The 19,937-nt window shown below is 63.9% G+C and carries 7 protein-coding genes; 2 read left to right on the top strand and 5 right to left on the bottom strand.

The features are described from left to right. Positions 1–425 precede the first annotated feature (425 nt). The gene (locus ACLL97_RS15340) at positions 426–8,840 is read left to right on the top strand and encodes a GH36-type glycosyl hydrolase domain-containing protein (protein ID WP_411281352.1); all 8,415 of its coding nucleotides are present in this window, start codon (positions 426–428) and stop codon (positions 8,838–8,840) included. Positions 8,841–8,851: 11 nt separating this feature from the next. On the opposite strand, the gene ACLL97_RS15335 is transcribed toward ACLL97_RS15340, so the two are convergent. Further along, the gene (locus ACLL97_RS15335; RefSeq protein ID WP_411281351.1) at positions 8,852–10,426 is read right to left on the bottom strand and encodes an FMN-binding glutamate synthase family protein; all 1,575 of its coding nucleotides are present in this window, start codon (positions 10,424–10,426) and stop codon (positions 8,852–8,854) included. A 116-nt stretch (positions 10,427–10,542) separates the two neighbouring features. Between ACLL97_RS15335 and ACLL97_RS15330 the strand changes: the two genes are divergently transcribed. Beyond that, positions 10,543–11,010 carry a DUF1269 domain-containing protein gene (locus ACLL97_RS15330; protein ID WP_411281350.1) on the top strand — a complete coding sequence of 156 codons (468 nt, stop codon included), beginning with the start codon at positions 10,543–10,545 and terminating at the stop codon, positions 11,008–11,010. 620 nt (positions 11,011–11,630) lie between these two features. On the opposite strand, the gene ACLL97_RS15325 is transcribed toward ACLL97_RS15330, so the two are convergent. From ACLL97_RS15325 to ACLL97_RS15310, 4 genes are all read right to left on the bottom strand, one after another. Then, entirely contained in the window at positions 11,631–12,467 is an 837-nt protein-coding gene (locus ACLL97_RS15325) for an ice-binding family protein (protein ID WP_411281349.1), read from the bottom strand. 674 nt (positions 12,468–13,141) lie between these two features. After that, positions 13,142–15,799 (bottom strand): PAS domain S-box protein, encoded by a 2,658-nt coding sequence (locus tag ACLL97_RS15320; RefSeq protein ID WP_411281348.1) that lies wholly within the window; start codon positions 15,797–15,799, stop codon positions 13,142–13,144. A gap of 165 nt (positions 15,800–15,964) precedes the next feature. Continuing rightward, positions 15,965–18,841 carry a PAS domain S-box protein gene (locus ACLL97_RS15315; protein ID WP_411281347.1) on the bottom strand — a complete coding sequence of 959 codons (2,877 nt, stop codon included), beginning with the start codon at positions 18,839–18,841 and terminating at the stop codon, positions 15,965–15,967. 231 nt (positions 18,842–19,072) lie between these two features. After that, the coding region (locus ACLL97_RS15310) for a hypothetical protein (protein ID WP_411281346.1) at positions 19,073–19,937 on the bottom strand (865 nt) is incomplete at its 5' end.

The following is a 19,937-nucleotide window of genomic DNA, read 5'->3' as shown; positions in this document are numbered from 1 at the left end:
GGCTCAGCTCGGCGATTTCGCAAGACATGTGACGCCGCCGGGCTGCACCCGTTCAGTGAAGTCGTCCCAGTTCCGTCCCAGCGACGTCGGGCCGCGCTCGCTGAATGGGCCGCGCAGGTGGCAGCCTGATCTGCGCGGGCCGTCGCGGCGCTCGACCACGGCTATTTCGGCGGCACAGATGAGATAATCGGCGCGACAGCCAGAGTTTGCCGACTTCCTGGAATACCCTGAGATGTGCGTCCGTCGGCCCGAGTTGTGCACAAGTGCAGTTGCGGATCCGCCACCAGCGTGTGATCCGTGTCTCCCTTTCGCACACGGATCTGCCCGTTGACTCGCTATTCGCGCCAATCTTGCCCTGCTCAATCTGCCGAGATCTCGTACGCCAGGACCGTACGAGGTGATCGGCTTGCCCTGCATTGTCGCCGATGAACCTCTCGTGGCTGGAACGAGATCGCATCGACGCCTCGGATGAGCTACTCGCCGGGCCGATTCATGGCGACCTGCTCGGCACCGAGCATCTGGCGGCACGCGCCCGGGCCGTGGCGCGTGGTCAGCGACTGACCGATCAGCGACGGGCGCTCCGCCCCGCTCGCCTGCTCGCGCGGTTGGCGAACACCCGCGGTATTCTTGCCGACGCGCACACGCGCCTGCTGAGGGCGGGCGAGGAAGGGGTTGACGCCGGCCCCGCTGCGGAGTGGCTGCTCGACAATTACCACGTGGTGCAGGAACATCTACTCGAGGTACGCGAGAGCTTACCGGGGAGCTACTACCGGGAACTTCCGGAGCTGGCTGCCGGACCGCTCACCGGCTATCCACGCGTGTACGAGATTGCGATCTCGCTCATCTCGCACAGCGAGGCGCGCATCAACCTCGAGAACGTCGACCTGTTCGTCGAGGCCTTTCAGAGTGTGACACCGCTCGCCATCGGCGAGCTGTGGGCGATGCCGGCCATGTTGCGACTGGGTCTGATCGAGAGCATTCGGCGTATGGCCCTTCGCACGGTGCAGCGCCTCGACGAACTCGAAGCCGCTCAACGGTGGGCCACGCACATTCTCGAGGCCAACGCACAGGGCGGCTCCGAGCTCCGCGCGGCGCTCAGAGAGTTTGCCGAGGCGGAGCTCGCGCTCACGCCGCACTTCGTCTCGCAGTTCCTGCAAACGCTCCGGCACGCCGAAGGCGCGTCGCCGGCGCTGGCGTGGCTCGAACAGTGGCTGCGCGACGCGGGACTCGCGCCTGAGAACGCCGTCGCGCTCTCCGCGCAACGGCTGACGCTCACGCAGCTGATGATGGCCAACGGCATCACGAGCTTGCGCGACGTCGGCCGTCGTGACTGGCGTACGTTCGTTGAGCATCAGAGCATCATGGAGGCCACGCTGCGAGAAGACCCCTCGGGGTTCTATGCGCAGATGACTTTCGCCACGCGCGACTCCTACCGCCACGTCGTCGAGCGGATCGCCAAGCGAACCGGCCATCGCGAGGCCAGTGTGGCCCAGTGGGCGGTGGATCTGTGCCGCCGATCGGTCGTGGATGCACCGGTTGACGCGCCGGCTGCGGTGGACGCACGCAACAGGCACGTAGGCTACTTCCTCGTGGACGAAGGCGTGCGCGAGCTCGAGCACACGGCGAGCTACACGCCCACGCTCGGCGAGCGTGTGGAGCGCGCCGTGCGGACCCACCCGAACGTGGTGTTCGTGGGCGGTCTCATTGCGTGCACCATGCTCGCCACACTGGCGGTGGTGCTGATCGTTGCGCCCGAGGCGCGCGACTCGCTGTGGCTGGTGCTGCTGTTCGCATTTTTGCCAGCGCTCGACATCTCGGTGACGGTCATCAATCAGGTAGTCACCACCTGGCTACCGCCACATGTCCTGCCTCGGCTCGATCTCCACGCACTTGGCGTCCCGTCGCAATACCGCACCGCGGTGGTGATCCCGACCTTGTTCGGCAACGCCGACGATGTCTCCAGTGCGCTGGAAACCGTCGAAGTGCAGTTTCTGGCCAATCGCGAAGCGCATCTGCATTTCGCCATACTGAGCGACTTCACCGACGCCGCCACCGAGGCCACGCCGACCGACGCCTCACTGGTTGCGCTCGCCGTTGACGGCGTGACGCTTCTGAACGCCCGCTACGGACACGATGATGTTTCACCATTTCACCTCGTGCACCGCCCGCGTCGATGGAACGCGCAACAGGGTGTCTGGATGGGATGGGAACGAAAGCGTGGCAAACTTTCCGAGTTCAATCGTCTGCTCCGCGCCGATGGACGCAGTACGGCACCGATTGTGGACGACGCGAGCGACGCGACCGCGGCCTTTTCCGTATTGGTGGGTGATCCGGAGGCGCTACGTGGAGTGAAGTACGTGATCACGCTCGACGCGGACACGGTGCTCCCCCCTGACGCGGCGCCGTCGCTGATCGGCGCGCTCGCGCATCCGCTCAATCGCGCCGTGTATGACCCAGTTCGTCAACGGATCGTGCACGGTTATGGGATTCTCCAGCCGAGAGTGGGGGTATCGCTCCCGAGCGCACATCGCTCGCACTTCGCTGCGATCTCATCGGGGCACCCTGGCGTCGATCCCTACTCCACGGCCGTCTCCGATGTGTATCAGGACCTGTACGGCGAGGGCAGCTACACCGGAAAGGGCATCTACGACGTTGATGCGTTCGAGCTCGCCACGCACGGGCGTTTCCCCGAGAACACGCTGCTCTCACACGATCTAATCGAGGGCAACTACGCGCGCGCCGGACTCGCCACCGATGTCATCGTGTACGACGACTATCCGTCGTCGTACGTGGCCTACACGCGTCGCAAGCACCGATGGATACGCGGCGACTGGCAGTTGCTCCCGTGGCTCGGTCCGACCGTGCCAAGTACGCACGGCACCGAACCAAACCGACTATCGCTGCTCTCGCGTTGGAAGCTGCTCGACAACATGCGTCGCAGCACGGTCGAGTTGGCACAACTCGCGTTTCTGCTGGCCGCGTGGACGGTACTGCCGGGCTCCGTTGTGCGATGGACGATGCTGGCGCTCGGTGCGATCGTTGCGCCGTGGGCCACAGCGCTCGCCTTGGCGCTGGTGCGCCCCCCGCGCGACAAGTCATGGCGCGCGTATTACGGTGCCGTGGCGCAGGATGCGGTCGTGTCGACACAGCAAGCCGCGCTCGCGCTCGCCTTCCTGCTCCATCAGACACTGATCTCGATCGATGCGATCGTTCGGACCCTCTATCGTCTGTACATCTCGAGGAGGCAGCTGCTGGAATGGCGTTCGGCGTCCACGGTGGAACGCGGCGTCGGTGACATCGGACAGGAAACGTGGACCGCCATGCGGTTGTCGGTGCTGGTGACGCTCGGTATCGCGGCGGCTATCGCCTATCGACGCATCGAAAGTCAGATGGCACGTGGCGCACCGCTCGAGTCGCTGTTACTCAGCGAGTTGCTGTTGGGAAGCATCGTACTCCTGTGGATCATGGCGCCGCGGTTGGCGGCGTATCTGAGTGAACAGCGCATCAAAGCACGCCCGGTCCTCTCGACAGCAGACCGGGAGACCGCGAGGCGCTATGCGGGCCTGCACTGGCGCTTCTTCGATCGGTTCGTCAACGCGTCGACGCATTGGCTGGCGCCGGACAACGTGCAGTTCGATCCGGAGTTCGTCGTGGCCATGCGAACGTCGCCTACCAATATCGGGCTCCAGTTGCTGTCCACCGTGAGTGCGCACGATCTCGGGTTGCTCACGTCGGCGGAGCTCACCACGCGGCTGGAGCAGACCTTCGGCACCCTGCAGCGCCTACGGCGGCATAAGGGACATTTCTTCAACTGGTACGATCTGAACGACCTGCGCGTGCTGGAGCCGGCCTACATCAGCACCGTGGACAGTGGCAACATCGCCGGGCACCTTGTCGCCATTCGACAGGCGTGCCTCGACTTGGCGGCGCGCGAGCCGTCGCTCGATGGCCGCCTGCTACCGCTCGCCGAGCAAGCGGACGCCTACGTCTCGGAGATGGACTTCGGCTTTCTGTACGACGTGAAGCGGAAACTGTTCACCATCGGCTATCACACGGAATCGCTCACTGCGGACGACTCGTTTTACGACCTGCTGGCCTCCGAGGCCCGTCTCGCGAGCTTTGTGGCGATCGCCAAGAACGACGTGCCGGTCGAACACTGGTTCCGGCTGGCGCGACCGCTCAATCGTACCTCATCGGCCACGGCACTCGTGTCGTGGAGCGGCAGCATGTTCGAGTATCTCATGCCGTTGCTGGTTATGCGATCGCTCCCCTTCACCATTCTTGATCAGACCTATCACGGCGTCGTCGCGCGACACGTCGCACATGGCCGCAAGCACCATACTCCGTGGGGCGTAAGCGAGAGCGCGTATAACGTGCGCGATCTGCATCTCACGTATCAGTACCGCGCCTTCGGCATTGCCGATCTGGCACTCAAGCGCGGACTCGAGCGCGACGTAGTCATCGCCCCCTATGCGACGGCACTGGCGGCCCTGGTTGATCCGGCGCGTGCGTTTGAGAACCTGCGCCGCCTCGAGTCGATGGGGGCACTGGGCGAGTTCGGCTTCGCCGACGCGCTCGACTATACCCGGGCCACGCCGGGCGAGCGTTTCGCTCTCGTGAATACGAGCATGGCCCATCACGTCGGCATGACCGTCGTGGCGCTCACCAATTTACTGAAAGGCGACATCTGGCAAGATCGCTTCCATGCGGCGCCGCTCGTGCAGTCGGCGCAGCTGCTCCTGCACGAGCGCATTCCGCGACGTCTGTTGCTGCGCGAGGCGCAGTCGCCGCGTATTCCGGCGGAGCGTTCGGCCAGCTCCGGGGATCAGCCGGTCGTGCGTGAGGTGGACAGCACGACGCGCACCAAGCCTCGCGTCGCCATGTTGGGCGCCCTGCCATACACCGTGATGCTGAATCACAACGGCAGCGGCTACAGCCGGTACGAATCGCTGGCCGTGACCCGCTGGCGTGCCGATAGTACGCGCGACGATCTCGGTCAATACTGCTACGTACGGGAGGTGGACAGCGGACGTACCTGGTCCACGTCACACCAGCCGGTGTGCGCACCGACCAACCACAGCAAGGTGTGGCTGGCATCGGATCGCGTCACCATGCATCGCGTAGACGGCGATATCGAAACGCGAACGGAAATTACGGTCGTGGCCGCTGACTGTGCCGAAGTGCGTCGCGTGACGCTCATCAACCTTGGCAGCGAGCCGTGCGACATCGAGCTCACCAGCTACGGTGAGATCGTCATGGCGCCGGTCGATGCCGACCGTGCGCATCCGGCCTTCTCCAATCTCTTCGTCGAGACGGAGTGGCACGCCTGGTGTACCGCAATCACCGCCACGCGACGTCCCCGCTCACCCGACGATCCGGAGCTCTGGTGCGTACATGTGGTCGACGCCGGACCCGATCGTATTGGGGACGTGACCTGCGAAACCGACCGTTCGGCGTTCCTCGGCCGCGGACGCGGTGTACGTCATCCGGCCGCGATGCAGACCGACGGCGCGCTGAGTGGCACCACCGGTCCGGTGCTCGATCCGATTTTTGCGTTGCGAACCCGCGTGCGCGTGACGCCGGGGCGCGCCGTCAGCGTGGCTTTCACGACGCTGGTCGCCACCAGCCGAAAGGCCGCGTTTGAGCTCGCCGGCCGCTACCACGACGATCATGCGGCACAGCGCGCGCTCGACTTCGCGTGGACGTCGACGCAGCTCGAACTGCGCGAGCTCGGAATCACGCCGGCCAGCGCTGCGACGTTCCAGGAGATCGCCGCGCAATTACTCTTCCGAGATGGCTCGCTGGCCCCGCCGCCCGATGAGATTCGGCGAAATCGAGGCTCGCAACCGCAGCTCTGGATGTACGGCATATCGGGCGACCGACCCATCGTGTTGGCCACCATCGACGCCATGGACGGATTGCCTACGTTGCGTGAGCTTCTGGTCGCTCATCGCTTTTGGACTCGACACGCGCTGACCGTCGATCTGGTGATCATCAACGCGTCGGGCCACGACTATCTGCAGGAGTTGCGCGACGCGATTACCGAGGCGGTGATCTCGACCAATGATGCCGCGCTCATCGACAAGCCCGGCGGCGTCTTCGTGCGCCGTTTGGATGGCTTCTCGGAGGTCGACTATCTCATGCTGTCGGCCACGTCGCGAGTCCACCTCACTTGCGACGGCCGCTCGCTTACCCGCATCCTGGAGAGTGTGGCCCTGCAGGCCAGCGATCGCCAGCGCACCGCCTCGCAGAGTCTCGCGGCGCGCACGCTGGAACGCAGCACGCCGAGCAGCGCAAGCATCGGCATCATGCCGACCGACCGTCCCGGCCCCATCGCCTCGCTGGTCTCGGCCCTTCGACCGTTGGTTGCCCCGCTCATGCCACGGTCCGCCCGTGCCAAAGCGGAGCCCGAGCGAGCAGAGTCGCTGCACACACTGAGGCTCTTTGACAATGGCATTGGTAGCTTCGACCAGCGTGGCGACTATCTCATTAAGGTGGACGACGACCAACTCCCCCCAGCGCCGTGGTCCAATGTGATCGGCAATCCACACGGCGGCTTCTTGGTGACCGAGCGCGGCGCCGGCTGCATGTGGGCCGAGAACGCGTTCTTCTACCGCGTAACGCCGTGGCACAACGACCCGGTAACCGACCCCACGAGTGACGTGTTGTTTCTCAAGGATCTCGACACCGGCTCCTTGTGGAGCGCCACCCCCGCGCCGATCGACGATGGCCACTATCTCGTGCGACACGGAGCTGGCGCATCCACGTTCGAGCATGAGCACGATGGCATTCACACGGTACTGCACCTCGGGATGCCCGACCATGCTGCGGTCAAGCTCTCGCGCCTGCGAATTACCAATCGTTCAAACGAATCGCGCCGACTTTCTGTGACCGCGTTCGTGGAGTGGACACTTGGCTCTCGGCGCGAAGACACGCAGCATCAGGTGCGCACACGGTTCGCGCCGGAGCAGCAGGCGATGCTGGCGCAGAACACATTCGATGCGCAGTTCGCGGAGTGGACGGCCTTTCTCGCCGTAAGCGAACCGGTGTCCAGCTACTCCGCGAACCGCCGCAGCTTTCTCGGACGCAACGGAAGCCTCGCGGACCCGGCGGCGCTCCGGATGGACTCCCTCGATGGCATGACCGGCGTGGCGCTCGACCCGTGTGCAGCGCTGCAGTTCGAGCTCGTCGTGCTTCCAGGGGAATCGCGTGAGATCAGCGTGGTTCTCGGCGCGGCCCGTACTGAGGCCGCGGCGCGTCAACTTGCCGATCGACTCCGCACCGTGCTGGGTGCCACGGCCGCGGCCCATCGCACCGTCGACGCCTGGGACGCGCGCCTGAGCGCGATCACGGTCAAGACACCAGACCTGTCGTTCGACCTCCTCATCAACAAGTGGTCACTGTATCAGGCCCTGTCGTGTCGTATGTGGGCGAGGATGGGACTGTACCAAAGCAGCGGCGCCTACGGTTTCCGCGATCAGCTGCAGGATGTGATGGCCTTCCTCTATGCGGAACCCGGCGTAGCCCGCGAGCATATCCTTCGTGCGGCTTCACGCCAGTTCATCGAGGGCGACGTGCAGCACTGGTGGCACCCACACAGCGGACGTGGCGTACGTACACGATTCTCCGATGACCTGGTGTGGCTGCCCTATGTGGTGGACCAGTACATGCGCGTCACTGGCGACGCCACCGTGCTGGATGAGTACGTGCCGTTTCTTTCCATGCGCGAGCTGTTGCCGCACGAGCACGAGATTTACGATCTCCCCACGGTCACCGAGGACTTCGGCAGCGTGTACGAACACTGCCGCCGCGCTCTGCGTCGTGCCTGTACGGTGGGTGTACACGGCCTGCCGCTGATCGGCACGGGTGACTGGAACGACGGTATGAGTCGCGTCGGGGCCGATGGCAAGGGCGAGAGTGTGTGGCTGGCGTGGTTTCTCGTGACCACGCTGCGGACGTTCGCGACACATGCCGAAGCGCACGGCGATCATGGCGAGGCGCTGGATATGCGCCGCAAGGCCGACGCCTACGTGCTCGCGGTCGAGGCGAACGGGTGGGATGGCGGATGGTATCGCCGGGCGTATTACGACGACGGCACCCCCATGGGCTCGTCCGAAAGCACTGAATGCCGCATCGACTCGATTGCGCAGAGCTGGAGCGTGATCTCAGGTGCCGGCAACACGGCGCGACAGCGCATGGCCATGAAGGCCCTCAACGAGCAGCTCGTGCTCGATGATGCGCGATTGATCATGCTATTGACGCCACCGTTCAACGAGGGAACGCACGATCCGGGCTACATCGCGGGGTACGTGCCGGGCGTCCGGGAGAACGGTGCGCAGTACACTCATGCCGCGCTCTGGGCGGTATTGGCCACCGCCATGCACGGCGACGGCGAGCGTGCATTCACGTTGTTTCAGATGCTCAATCCACTCACCCACACACAGTCGGCGGAAGGGGTCGCGCGATACAAAGTGGAACCGTACGTCGTGGCGGCCGATGTGTACACCGCCCCCACGCTGCTTGGTCGTGGTGGGTGGACGTGGTACACCGGCTCAGCCAGCTGGATGTACCGCGTCGGTCTCGAGAACATTCTTGGTTTTACCAAGATCGGCGATACGCTACGTATCGAACCATGCGTCCCGCGCGACTGGCAGGAGTTTTCAATCACGTATCGATTCGGAAACTCGACGTACGAGATTGTCGTGCGGAATCCGGCGCAGCTTCGCCAACGGGGATCACGGGTCATGCTTGATGGCACACTGTTCAGAACGAACACCATCCCGTTGGTCGATGACGGCCAAGTGCACCACGTGGTTGTCGACATGGCGACGAGACGGTAGTTGCGCGCGCACTAGAACTGCGTGGCGCTCGCGTTCTCCCATGCCCGGGACATACCGGTGGTTGACGGATCGGTGAACAACTGCCCGCGTGTAAGCTGCGGGTAGATGTCGGCATAGCTGCGGATCTCCATCGCGCTCACGCGCTTCATGATGAACCACGGTTTGAGGTCCTGTGGTCGCTGCAGTCCCGCCGCCCCGAGCACTTCGAAAAAGCTCCTTACCGTTTCGCGATGATAGCGCGCGACCCGGTGCGACTTGTCGCCCACGTGTAACCCGCCCACCAGTGCGGGATCCTGCGTGGCGACTCCGGTGGGACACTGATTGCTGTTACAGCGCAGCGCCTGAATGCACCCGATCGCGAACATCATGGCGCGGGCGGCATTACACATGTCGGCGCCGAGGGCGATCTTGGTGGCTATCGAGAAGCCGGTGTTCACCTTGCCCGATGCAATCACGCGGATGCGGTCCCGTACTTCGGTGGCCACCAACGCGTTGTGCACGAATGACAATCCTTCGTTGAGGGGCGTGCCGACCGAGTCGGAGAACTCGAGCGGCGCGGCGCCGGTACCGCCTTCGCCACCATCCACGGTAATGAAGTCGGGCGTGATACCGGTGATCATCATCGCCTTGATAATGCCGAGGAACTCGTGGCGCTTGCCGACGCACAGCTTGAAGCCGATCGGCTTGCCGCCCGACGCGTCGCGTAGCCGTTGCACGAACTGCAACAGTTCCGTCGGCGTCGAGAACGCGGTATGGGCCGGCGGCGAGATCACGTCGTGACCGGGTTCCACGCCGCGGATCTCGACGATTTCTGGCGTGAGCTTCGACGCCGGGAGGATGCCACCGTGTCCGGGCTTCGCGCCCTGCGACAGCTTGATCTCGATCATCTTCACGTTCGGGAGCGTTGCACGTTTCGCAAACTCCGCCTCGCTGAACTGGCCTTGGCGATCGCGTGCACTGAAATACCCGGTGCCGATCTGCCAGATGATATCGCCGCCCGGCTCAAGATGATACGGACTGAGACCCCCCTCCCCGGTGTTGTGCGCAAAGTTACCCATCTTCGCGCCGGTGTTGAGCGCGAGCACTGCATTTTTGCTGAGCGAGCCGTAGCTCATGCCGGACACGTTGAACACCGACGCCGAGTACGGCTGCCGGCAATCGGGCCCGCCCACCGTCACGCGTGCGTACGCCTCGTCGGGGTGCGCCGGGGCGAGTGAGTGATTGATCCACTCGTAGCCCGTGGCGTACACGTCCTTCTGGGTACCGAAGGGGAGCGTATCCAGTTCACCCTTGGCGCGCTGATAGATGAGCGAGCGATCGTTGCGGCTGTACGGTTTCCCGTCGCTGTTCGACTCGATGAAGTATTGATTGATCTCGGGCCGGATCATCTCCAGCAGATAGCGCGCATGTCCGATGAGCGGAAAATTGCGTTTGATCGCCTGCTTGGTCTGCAGCATGTCGGCCACGCCACGGCCGATCAGCGGCAGAATGATGAACAACGCCAGCCACGCCGGCGGCCAGAGATTGGACGCCGCCGCAACGGCCAGCAGTAGGGCCACCGATACGATCATGAATTGGGTACGCATACGCACGAGTATCGTCCTTTCGACGCCAGATGGTGAGTGGGAGGTGGTTCCGCTCGCTTGGAGAGACCGCGCCATCAAGCGATTCTTCTCCTTTCCTCACTACCACTGGAGCAGAGATGGCCGAAGAGATTGGGCGCCGCATCGTGATTGCGAGTTTCAACACCCCGAACGGGGCCGAGCAGACCCTGTCGCTGCTGAAAGGTGCGACAGTGAGTTTGGGGAACACCGCGGTAGTGACCCGCGACGACAGCGGCGCGGTGCAGTTCACGGAGTCGCAGGACTGGGGCATTGGCAAAAGTGCGCTCGTGGGTGCCATCGCTGGCCTGCTGTTGCCCGGGGTCGGCACTATTACCCTGGCCGCCGGCGGTGCGCTGGCCGCGTACTTCATTGACCGTGGATTTCCCGACGCCCTGCTCAAGCAGATGGGCGAGGGACTGGCCCCCGATAGCTCGATGCTCGTACTTCTGGTGGCCGACCACGACGTGACGCGGGCGACCGACGTCCTCGCACAGGGCGGTGGGACCGTGATCGGCACCAGTACCGAAAGCGATCTCACGGCGGCCGTCGCGAATCTACATCCCTAGCGACTAGGCTTCGGTTCCTTCCTTTCTCGGAGCAGCATGCAGCGTTCGGCCATTCTCACGGCAGTCCCCCACGGTCGTGGCCGTACCCGCCAGGTCACGATCCGAAATGTCGGTGACGAGGTTGCGCTGGAACTTGACATTAAGTTCATGGCCGAGAAGGAGGACCGGTCCGATTGGCTCGTGGGCACCCGGCCTCGCGTACTCGGACCCGGGAAGGAAGTGTGCCTCGACATCGCGCAATCGCCGGGGCCGACCGAGTGCCGGCTCGTCGTGTCGTGGGTGGACGGTCGCAGGAATACCAGCCGATGGATCGGGGCGATTTCTCGGCGATAGCGCACACGAGCGACGGTGTCGATCTCGTGCACTGACGTTGGGATGACGGGATTCGAATCCACGACCCCCTGCCGGGCGACGCCGCCTGAATGTGCGATGTCGATCGATCGCCCGATGTCAGCTGCCCACCAAAGCGTGATCGACCGGATCTGGCGAACGATGGAAAGAGAGGGCCCGGGCGTTGAGTCCGGGCCCTCTCCGTGTCCACCCACCCCAGACGTTCGGGGTGTAATCGCGCTCCCTACGGACGAACTCCCCACTTGGCGAGCAGGGCGATCGACCAGTGCCTACGGAGCCGGTTGCGTGATCGAATTCATTTGGAGTGTGACCGCAGTTTGCGCGAGCAACCTGCCATTCACGGACGCTCCCGTCTTCACGGCGACCATCGTCTTCGTCAACACGACGCCCTCGAAGTGAGCAGTTGTCCCGATAGATACGGCGCCAGCCACCTGCCAGAAGATGTTCTTGGCGAGCGCGCCGCCGGTCAGGGTTACGCGCGCAGCGCTGCCCTGGTTCAGCGATCCTGCCACCTGAAATATCCAAACGTCGTTCGGACCGCCCGAGAGCGTGACGTCGTTCGTAATCAAGACATCGGTGCCCCACTTGTAGAGACCGGGAGCAAGTGTCAGCCCACCAATCTCGCCAGCGCCGAGTTCCGTGTAGTCAGGCGACACCCGCCCCGCCGCGTCACGGTACGCCGTCTCCATGTCGCCCACCGCTGCCGTCAGGGTGGTGGCGTCATTGATAGCGCACGCGGGCCCAGCGGCATCGACGACGAAAATCCTACCCGTCACTTCGTCACACGCCAGCAGGAGAGCCGCACCGGTAATGGGGCTCGTTCCGACATCTCCGCTGATGGCGGACGCATACACATCGGTGATCCCGCTTTTGCTCAATACGGCGAAGGTACCCGAGGTGCGTAGGCGCACTGGCGCTGGACCAACGCCGAGTTGCGCAGCGCTCGCGCTTTCTCTATCGAGCACCGACGCCGGTGCGTTGAGACCGGATGGCGCGTCCGCCGCGCACGCCGCGAAAATCAACGCGGAGAAGACGCCGAGTGCCGACGTGAGTCGAACATTGTGAATCCTGTGCAGCGGGGACTCGGTATTTTGTGTCACGGGCATTGGAACTCCGGTCGAATATGTGAGTGCGACAACTTTCCCGAAGGGGAATCATCCGATACAACACGGTCTACACAACGCGGCGACATGTCTTCGCCACGTATGCGTCTCATCGCACGTCGCTTGCACCGCGCAACGCATGACTGCACGGTGTGACGCTGCGTACTGCAACGTTCAGCGGGACTGGTTGGGGAACAACTGCTTCGCTCATGCGGACCAGTGAGCCGTAAGCTATCAGTGTCCCGTCACCCTGCAGGTGATCGAAATCACGCACGGTCTCGACTGCGCAGCCGATCGACTCACACCCGCGCTCCTCGACGAACAGACGCGTGGTCCACTCGCACGGTGATTCTTCGGCGCGCCGAGGCCGGAGAAGACACGCACATTGTTGTGGACGTACACCAACGCCACCTGATGGAGCGTCACGGCTGCATCGCGCCCGGCTGTGCACGGGTGCACGGGTGCACACCAGAAGACTCAGCATCACTTACGTGATAGCCAGTTTCGCAAGGCGTCGTCCTGCAAACTGGAGCGGACCCGATGTCACGGATACGTGGTGAGCTTTTCCAGTAGCAACGGGCAACCGATCGGGCGCGGTGCCAAGTGACGTCGTCGCAAATCTTGCTACGTCACGCTACGCCGTCAGCGCCACCGTTGGCAGCGAGGCAAGCCTGTGATCACCGCTTTGCCACTTCGAACCCAGCGAGCATTTTCACCAATGCTTGCGGCTCAACCGGCTTGACCAAATGATGATTGAACCCGGCGTCGTGGGAACGGCGCCGATCCAACTCCTTTCCCAAGCCCGTCAACGCAATCAGCACGATGCTGCCCCCCCACGATTGCTCCCGTATGAGGCGGCACGCTTCGTAGCCATTCAGCTTCGGCATGCCGATATCGAACACGATCACGTCGGGCCGAAACGTTCGGGCCTCGTCCACCCCGGCTTGACCATCGTAGGCGGTACGTGTGTCGTGGCCGATGATGCGGAGCATCATCGCCAAACTCTCCGCCGCGTCTCGGTTGTCATCCACGATCAGGATGCGGAGCAATGCGTTCGCGCGCCGATGCTGTTCACCGCCTGACTCATACGGTCTCGGGGCCTCGAAGACGACCGGCAACTGCACCACGAACTCGCTGCCCTTACCCGGACCCTCGCTGCGGGCCTCGACTGCGCCGCCGTGCAATTCGACCAGACGCTTTACCAGCGTGAGACCGATGCCCAACCCACCCTGCGACTTTTCCGACGACCGATCCACCTGCGTGAACAGGTCGAAGATGTGGGGCAGCTGGTCGGCGGCGATGCCGATACCGGTGTCCTTCACCCGCACCGCGACGTCGTTGCCATGCTGTTCGACGTCCAGTGCGATGTGACCGCCGCGCTTGCCGTACTTGGCCGCATTGTTCAGGAGGTTCACGAACACCTGTGCCAGACGTGTGAGGTCAGCATCGACAACGAGCGGTTGCTTCGGCACCGTGACCGTAAGTGTCTGGCCCAGTTGGTCGATGAGCGGGCGTGTGCTCTCCACTGCATTGTTCAAGACCTCGACCAACGAGACTTGCTCTTTGCGGACCTCGAGCTTGCCGTGGCTGATGCGGCCTACGTCCATCAAGTCATCGACCAATCGGACCATCTGCGTGAGTTGCCGCTCCATCATGCGACGGGTCCGCTCGATCGTGACATCTTTCCCGCCCGCCATCTTCATCACTTCCAGGCCGTTGCGAATGGGAGCGAGCGGGTTGCGGAGCTCGTGGGCCAACGTCGACAGGAACTCGTCCTTGCGGCGGTCGGCCTCGGACAATTCGGCGGTGAGCTCTCGCAACGCTTCTTCGTGCCGCCTGCGCTCCGTGACGTCGGTATGGACACCGACCCATTCGCGGATCTTCCCGCCATCGTGAATGATTGGCACTGCGCGCACCGAGCAGAGCCGCCATTCGCCGTCACCGCGACGGACCCGGTGCTCGAACACGAACGTGCGTTTCTCGGCGACTGCCAGAGTCCACGCGTCGAGCGTCGGCTGCGCGTCGTCGGGATGTACCGCTTTCGACCAGCCAACGCCGCGGTACTCTTCTGGGGATTGACCCGTGAACGCCTGCCACCCCGGCTGTTCGTCGTCCATCAATCCGTCGGCCGTGTTGGTCCAAATCAGGTCGCTCACGGCTGCCGTCGCCGCGCGATAGCGCTCGTTGCTTTCGCGTAGCGCTCGCTCGGCTCGCGTTTGCGCTCCAATGTCCGTGCTGGTGCCGAACCACCGGATTACGTGACCAGCTTCATTTTTTACCGGCTCGACGCGTGTCAGAAAGGGACGGTAGTGCCCGTCGCTGCCCTTCAGCCGAATCGTCTGGTCGAACGGTGTTCCTGTATCGACGCACGCTTTCCACTGCGACAGCAGCGCGGGTAGTGCCGTTGCCTCGTGCACATCCCGCCAGCGTCGTCCTTGCGTCTGTTGCAGCGTGGTCCCCGTGTACTCGTACCAGCGGCGATTGTACCAGAAGACATGGCCGTTCGCGTTCGCCACCCACGTCAACTGAGGGATCGACTCTGCCAACGTGCGGAACTCGCGCTCACGCTCTCGCAGTTCGGCCTCCTGCCGATGAAGCTCGCTCACGTCTCGGAACACCAACACAGACCCCACGATCTCACCATCGGCACGCCGGATCGGTGCGGCCGTGTCGTCAATCGGACGCTCCGTCCCGTCTCTCGCCATCAGGACGGTGTGATGCGGCAGTCGGACGATGACGCCGTGCTCCAACGCCCCGTGGATTGGACTCACGACCGTCTGTCGGGTCGTCTCGTGCACGATGCGGAACACGGCGTCGAGCGGTTGCCCTATCGCTTCGGCCGTCGTCCACCCCGTCAGCGATTCGGCCACGACGTTCATGTCGGTGATGCGCGTCTGCGTGTCGGTCGTGAGAACCGCATCCCCGATGCTCGCGAGCGTGGTGCGTAAACGCTCGGCTTGCTCCGCCAATGCTAGTTTGGTCGCTACGTGCAACGCGACTTCACGCTCACACCGCTGCTGCTCGTCCTCGGCCCGCTGAATCGATTTCCGAAGCGAATCAAGCAGCGCGATCAAGGCCAACGAAAAAACACCGTACAGCGCCAGGCCGACTTGATGTTCGGATTGGTCAATTCCAATTGCGTTATAGGGCCGGAAACGGAACAACTCGGTGGCCACCGCGCCGGCGACTAACGCCAGTACTCCCGCGCCTCTCCCGCCGTACCACGCCCCCAATCCCACCGCGAGAAACAGCGGGATGAAGGGGACAGTATCATTCAGCAACGGGTCGAAAGAGAGTCGTGTCACCACCGCAACAGCGACGGCAGCGAGTGCCACGACATAAGAAATCAGTGGCGATCTGTCGCGCCCGCCGAGGACGTCAGCAATCTTCACATGTCCTCACGACAATTCGTGGTCCGAGATATGGCTTGGCTTGAATAGCCGAAACGACCCGTAGTCGCGTCGCAGCCCGCATCTTTTGTGCCACTTCGGGTCACGCCATTAGTTTTCCAACGGCCGGTGTCGAACGCGCTGTGCCTCAGCAAGGACCGCTTGCACGGCCTGTGGTTCAGCCGGCTTCACGAGATGGTGGTCGAAGCCGGCTTCGCTCGTGCGGCGACGGTCTTCCTTCTGCCCCCACCCCGTTAGCGCCGTCAGCACCACTGCGTCCAGACCGGGCTGCTGGCGCAAACGGCGTGCGAGCTCGTAGCCGTCCATCCCCGGCATCCCGATATCGAGAAACACCACGTCCGGCGTGAAGGCCTTCGTTATTTCCAACGCTGCGACGCCGCTGAAGGCGACCTGGACTTCATGGCCCTGTAGCTCGAGCAGTATGGCAAGACTGTCGGCGGCGTCTTGATTGTCATCCACCACCAAGACACGAAAGCCGGAAGCCGAGGGCGCTTGGTAGTCCGCCTCGCTCTGATCACCACCGTGTTCCGTATCCGCCGCGGGAGCCAGAGCCGGCAGTCGCACGATGAACTCGCTACCGCGGCCCAGTCCCTCGCTGCGCGCTTCGACCGTGCCGTTGTGCATCTCTACGAGGTTTCTCACCAGCGTCAGGCCGATGCCAAGCCCGCCCTGGGCCTTCGTAGACGCGTGGTCGACCTGCACAAACAACTCAAAGATGCGAGGCAACATCTCCGGGCCGATGCCGATGCCGCTGTCCCCGACACGGAGCTCCGCCGTGCTGCCGTCCCGTACCGCCGCGAGCCAGATGCGCCCGCCAGGCTCGGTGTACTTGGCGGCGTTGGTGAGCAGGTTGCCTACGACTTGGGCCAGCCGCACGGGGTCAGCGTCGATCGCCAGCGATTCAGACGGTAGGCGGACGCTCAACCGATGACTTTGGGCGTCTATGAGCGGCTGGACCGTCTCCACCGCACGGGCAATGACGGTGGCGAGTTCGACCTGCTCCCGACGAAGTTCGATCTTCCCCCGCATCACCCGAGACACGTCCAGGAGGTCATCGACCAGACGGACCAGGTGCTCCACCTGCCGCTCCATCATGTCCCGTGACCGAGCGCCCGTTTCTGCATCGACCCGTGGCATCTTGAGGATTTGCAGGGCGTTGCGGATCGGGGCGAGCGGATTGCGGAGTTCGTGGGCCAACGTCGCCAGGAACTCGTCCTTGCGTCGGTCGGCGTCCCGCAGCGCCCCGTACAACCTCGTGTTCTCGACGGCGACCGACGCGCGGTGCGCAAGGTCGTTCGCCAGAGCGAGGTCGTTGTCGCCGTATTTTCGGCCAGACTCGGCAGTCGCGAAGGTGAGGACGCCGAGGGGACGGCCTGACACGACCAACGGCACGCAAATGTACGACTTGAGGCCCAGCGAGCGGATCAGGCGCAGGTGTGCCTCGTCTCTCGCCCCTTGGACAAGCATGTCGTCGGTGATGTCGGTGACGATCTCCGGGATGCCCGAGCGGAGCACCGCGACCGCTCCGCTCGGCGCCTGTGGTTCGGGCGGGTACTGCCGCATTAACTCGTGAGCAAGTTGAACTTTTTGAGGATCTCGGTGGGCGACCGCCAGTCGTCGCAACGTGCCGTTGTCGTCCGCGACGTCCACCGCGGACCAGTCGGCGAAGTGCGGGACCGCCAAGTTTGCCACCGTCTGCAAGGTGCTTTCGTAGTCCACCACCCCCGCCAGTGCGGCGCTCGCCTCGGCAAGATAGCGTGACGACTCCTCGGCCCGCTTCTGCGCATCGATGTCCGTGCTTGTGCCGAACCAGCGGACAAGTTTTCCCGCGTCATCGTGAACGGCGACGGTTCGAACGAGATGCCAGCGGTAGATCTGCTGCTGCCCTTGCAGCAGCCGCAGTTGCATCTCGAACGCAGCGCCACTTCGCTTGGAAGCCGCCCAACGATCACGCGCGGTCGCGGCCTCGTCGGGATGGATGACGTGCGACCATCCCGTGTTGCCTAGTGTTTCCGGCAGACCGGTGAAGTCGGTCCACTTCCGGTTCATGTAGTCTATTTCGCCGTCCGGGAGGGCCGTCCAGACGATCTGCGGCATGGCGTCGGCCAACTGGCGGAACTGCCGCTCGCTCCGACGCAGTTGCTCCTCAGCATGGTGCCGCTGCGTCACGTCCCGGAACACGAGCACCGATCCCAGAATCGTTCCGTCATCACCGCGGATCGGTGCCGCAGAATCGTCAATGGGCCGTTCCGTCCCGTCTTTGGCGACCAACAGCGTGTGATTCGCCAGCCCGACGATCACGTCCTCCCGCAGCGCCCGCAACGCCGGGTTATCGACGGGCTCGCGGGTGTATTCATTGACGATGTGGAACACGTCCGTCACAGGCTTGCCAGTCGCATCATCAAGCGTCCACCCGGTCATGGCCTGAGCAACCGGGTTGAGGAGCCGGACATACCCCTCAGCGTCAGTGACGATGACCGCATCCCCGATGCTACGGAGTGTCATCCGAAGCTGTTCCGACTGTTCGCGGGCCTCAGTTTCGGCCTGTTGGCGGCGGCGGATTTCCTTGCCGAGGTTTTCGATCCGCTGGTTGAGGACGGTAAACTGTCCGACCGCCGTTTCCTTCGGAATCAGACGGAGCAAGAGGATGGCGTCTGCCCCGTCCGTACTCGTTTGCAGCAGTGCCCCGTCGGTCCGGCACGAAACGCTTTCGCTATCGCCGTGGAGCAGTCTGAGCGAACCAGGGACCAGCGAACGGCTCCGCGAGCAAGACCGGAGGTACTGGGCGATCGCGTCGTTGGAGTCGACCACGACATCGGCCAGATGCTTCCCCCCGACTGTATGTAGCGCAACGCCCAGTCGCTGCTCGATGGCGCGGTTGCCAGCGAGGATAAGGCCGCGACTCGTGAGGAGCAGCATCGGCTCCGGCAGCGGGTCGGCAAAGGTGAGGAACTGCTCTGGCGTCACGGGCGCAGCCTTAATCCTTGAAATATTTCTCGGCACTGTGCGGCGTCCGCCACCAGCGTCGGAGTGAGGGAGTCGACGACCCGGCATCCCGGGTGGCCATGGAAGATCGGTTGCATTACTCCATGAGCGTCGGAGAGGCTTCGACTACGCATGTTCGCCGGCCGATACGCCGTCATGGCGTTCCTACGCGGACAGAAACGCGCCGTAACCTAGCATCCCTGCTGCGGACTGTCACGCCACGGCCGTTCTCGTTGCCATGCAGCCTTCGTCGCTGATGCTCTCGAAGGCACGATTCAGAAAGCGCTCGCGACGATCTCGATTCGCACTTCTGCCCGCGGTACGGGTTTCCATGGCCGACCGGCAGCTTGACAGCCGCTCAGTGGACGATGGCGCGTCGTGGCGCTCTTCGTCGGCCCCTAGCCGCGCTTCACCGCTCCCAACGACATGTGCTCGCTTCGTGGTACCCGACTGGTCGTTCGCACCGCCCTTCTCCTGTGTGCTCTGTGGAGCGCCGCCGCGGTCACCGTCGGGACCCGCGCGGCTGGAGCGCACGGCACGGTGGTCGATGTCGCGCGGTCGCCGGCACTCGCGGGTCGGAGCGCGTGAATGTCCGCGTCGCCCGTTGCCTTGACGCTGACGTGTTCTTAGGTGCAGTGCGCACACTACGGCGCCGAGCACTCTTGGCGACCGCCCTTCGGCGGCACGCCACGCGTTCCCTGCCTCGGGCCCGTTGGGGCGCGGCGCCGGGAGCAGCAATACGAGCAGGATGACGCGGAGTGCGGCGCCGGCAAGACCGATGGCCCCGCGGAACCGATGACCAGGCCCGGCGCTGGAACTCTGAGGAATCGCGTGCGCGACTTTAGCGCTGTCGCCTGACCGCCCAGTGCCGTTTGGTGCCATGACACGAGCCTGATCCCCGGGCTCGTGCCAACGCCCAGCAGTGGCACGCCAACACCCAGATGCCACGCACCACGCACCACGCACCACGCACCACGCGACATGCGTCAGCGTCAGCGTCAGCGTCAGCGTCAGCGTCAGCGTCAGCGTCAGCGTCAGCGTCAGCGTCAGCGTCAGCGTCAGCGTCAGCGTCGAGCTC

It is taken from the genome of Gemmatimonas sp. (genome assembly GCF_046594945.1).
Classification (GTDB): domain Bacteria; phylum Gemmatimonadota; class Gemmatimonadetes; order Gemmatimonadales; family Gemmatimonadaceae; genus Gemmatimonas.
Note: the sequence above shows the minus strand (reverse complement) of the source record. Positions and strands in the feature narration are given on the sequence as shown.

Bases quoted from the DNA above. Each gene is read 5' to 3' on its own strand.
- ACLL97_RS15340 (WP_411281352.1), top strand. From the start codon at position 426: ATGAACCTCTCGTGGCTGGAACGAGATCGCATCGACGCCTCGGATGAG.
- ACLL97_RS15335 (WP_411281351.1), bottom strand. From the start codon at position 10,426: ATGCGTACCCAATTCATGATCGTATCGGTGGCCCTACTGCTGGCCGTT.
- ACLL97_RS15330 (WP_411281350.1), top strand. From the start codon at position 10,543: ATGGCCGAAGAGATTGGGCGCCGCATCGTGATTGCGAGTTTCAACACC.
- ACLL97_RS15325 (WP_411281349.1), bottom strand. From the start codon at position 12,467: ATGCCCGTGACACAAAATACCGAGTCCCCGCTGCACAGGATTCACAAT.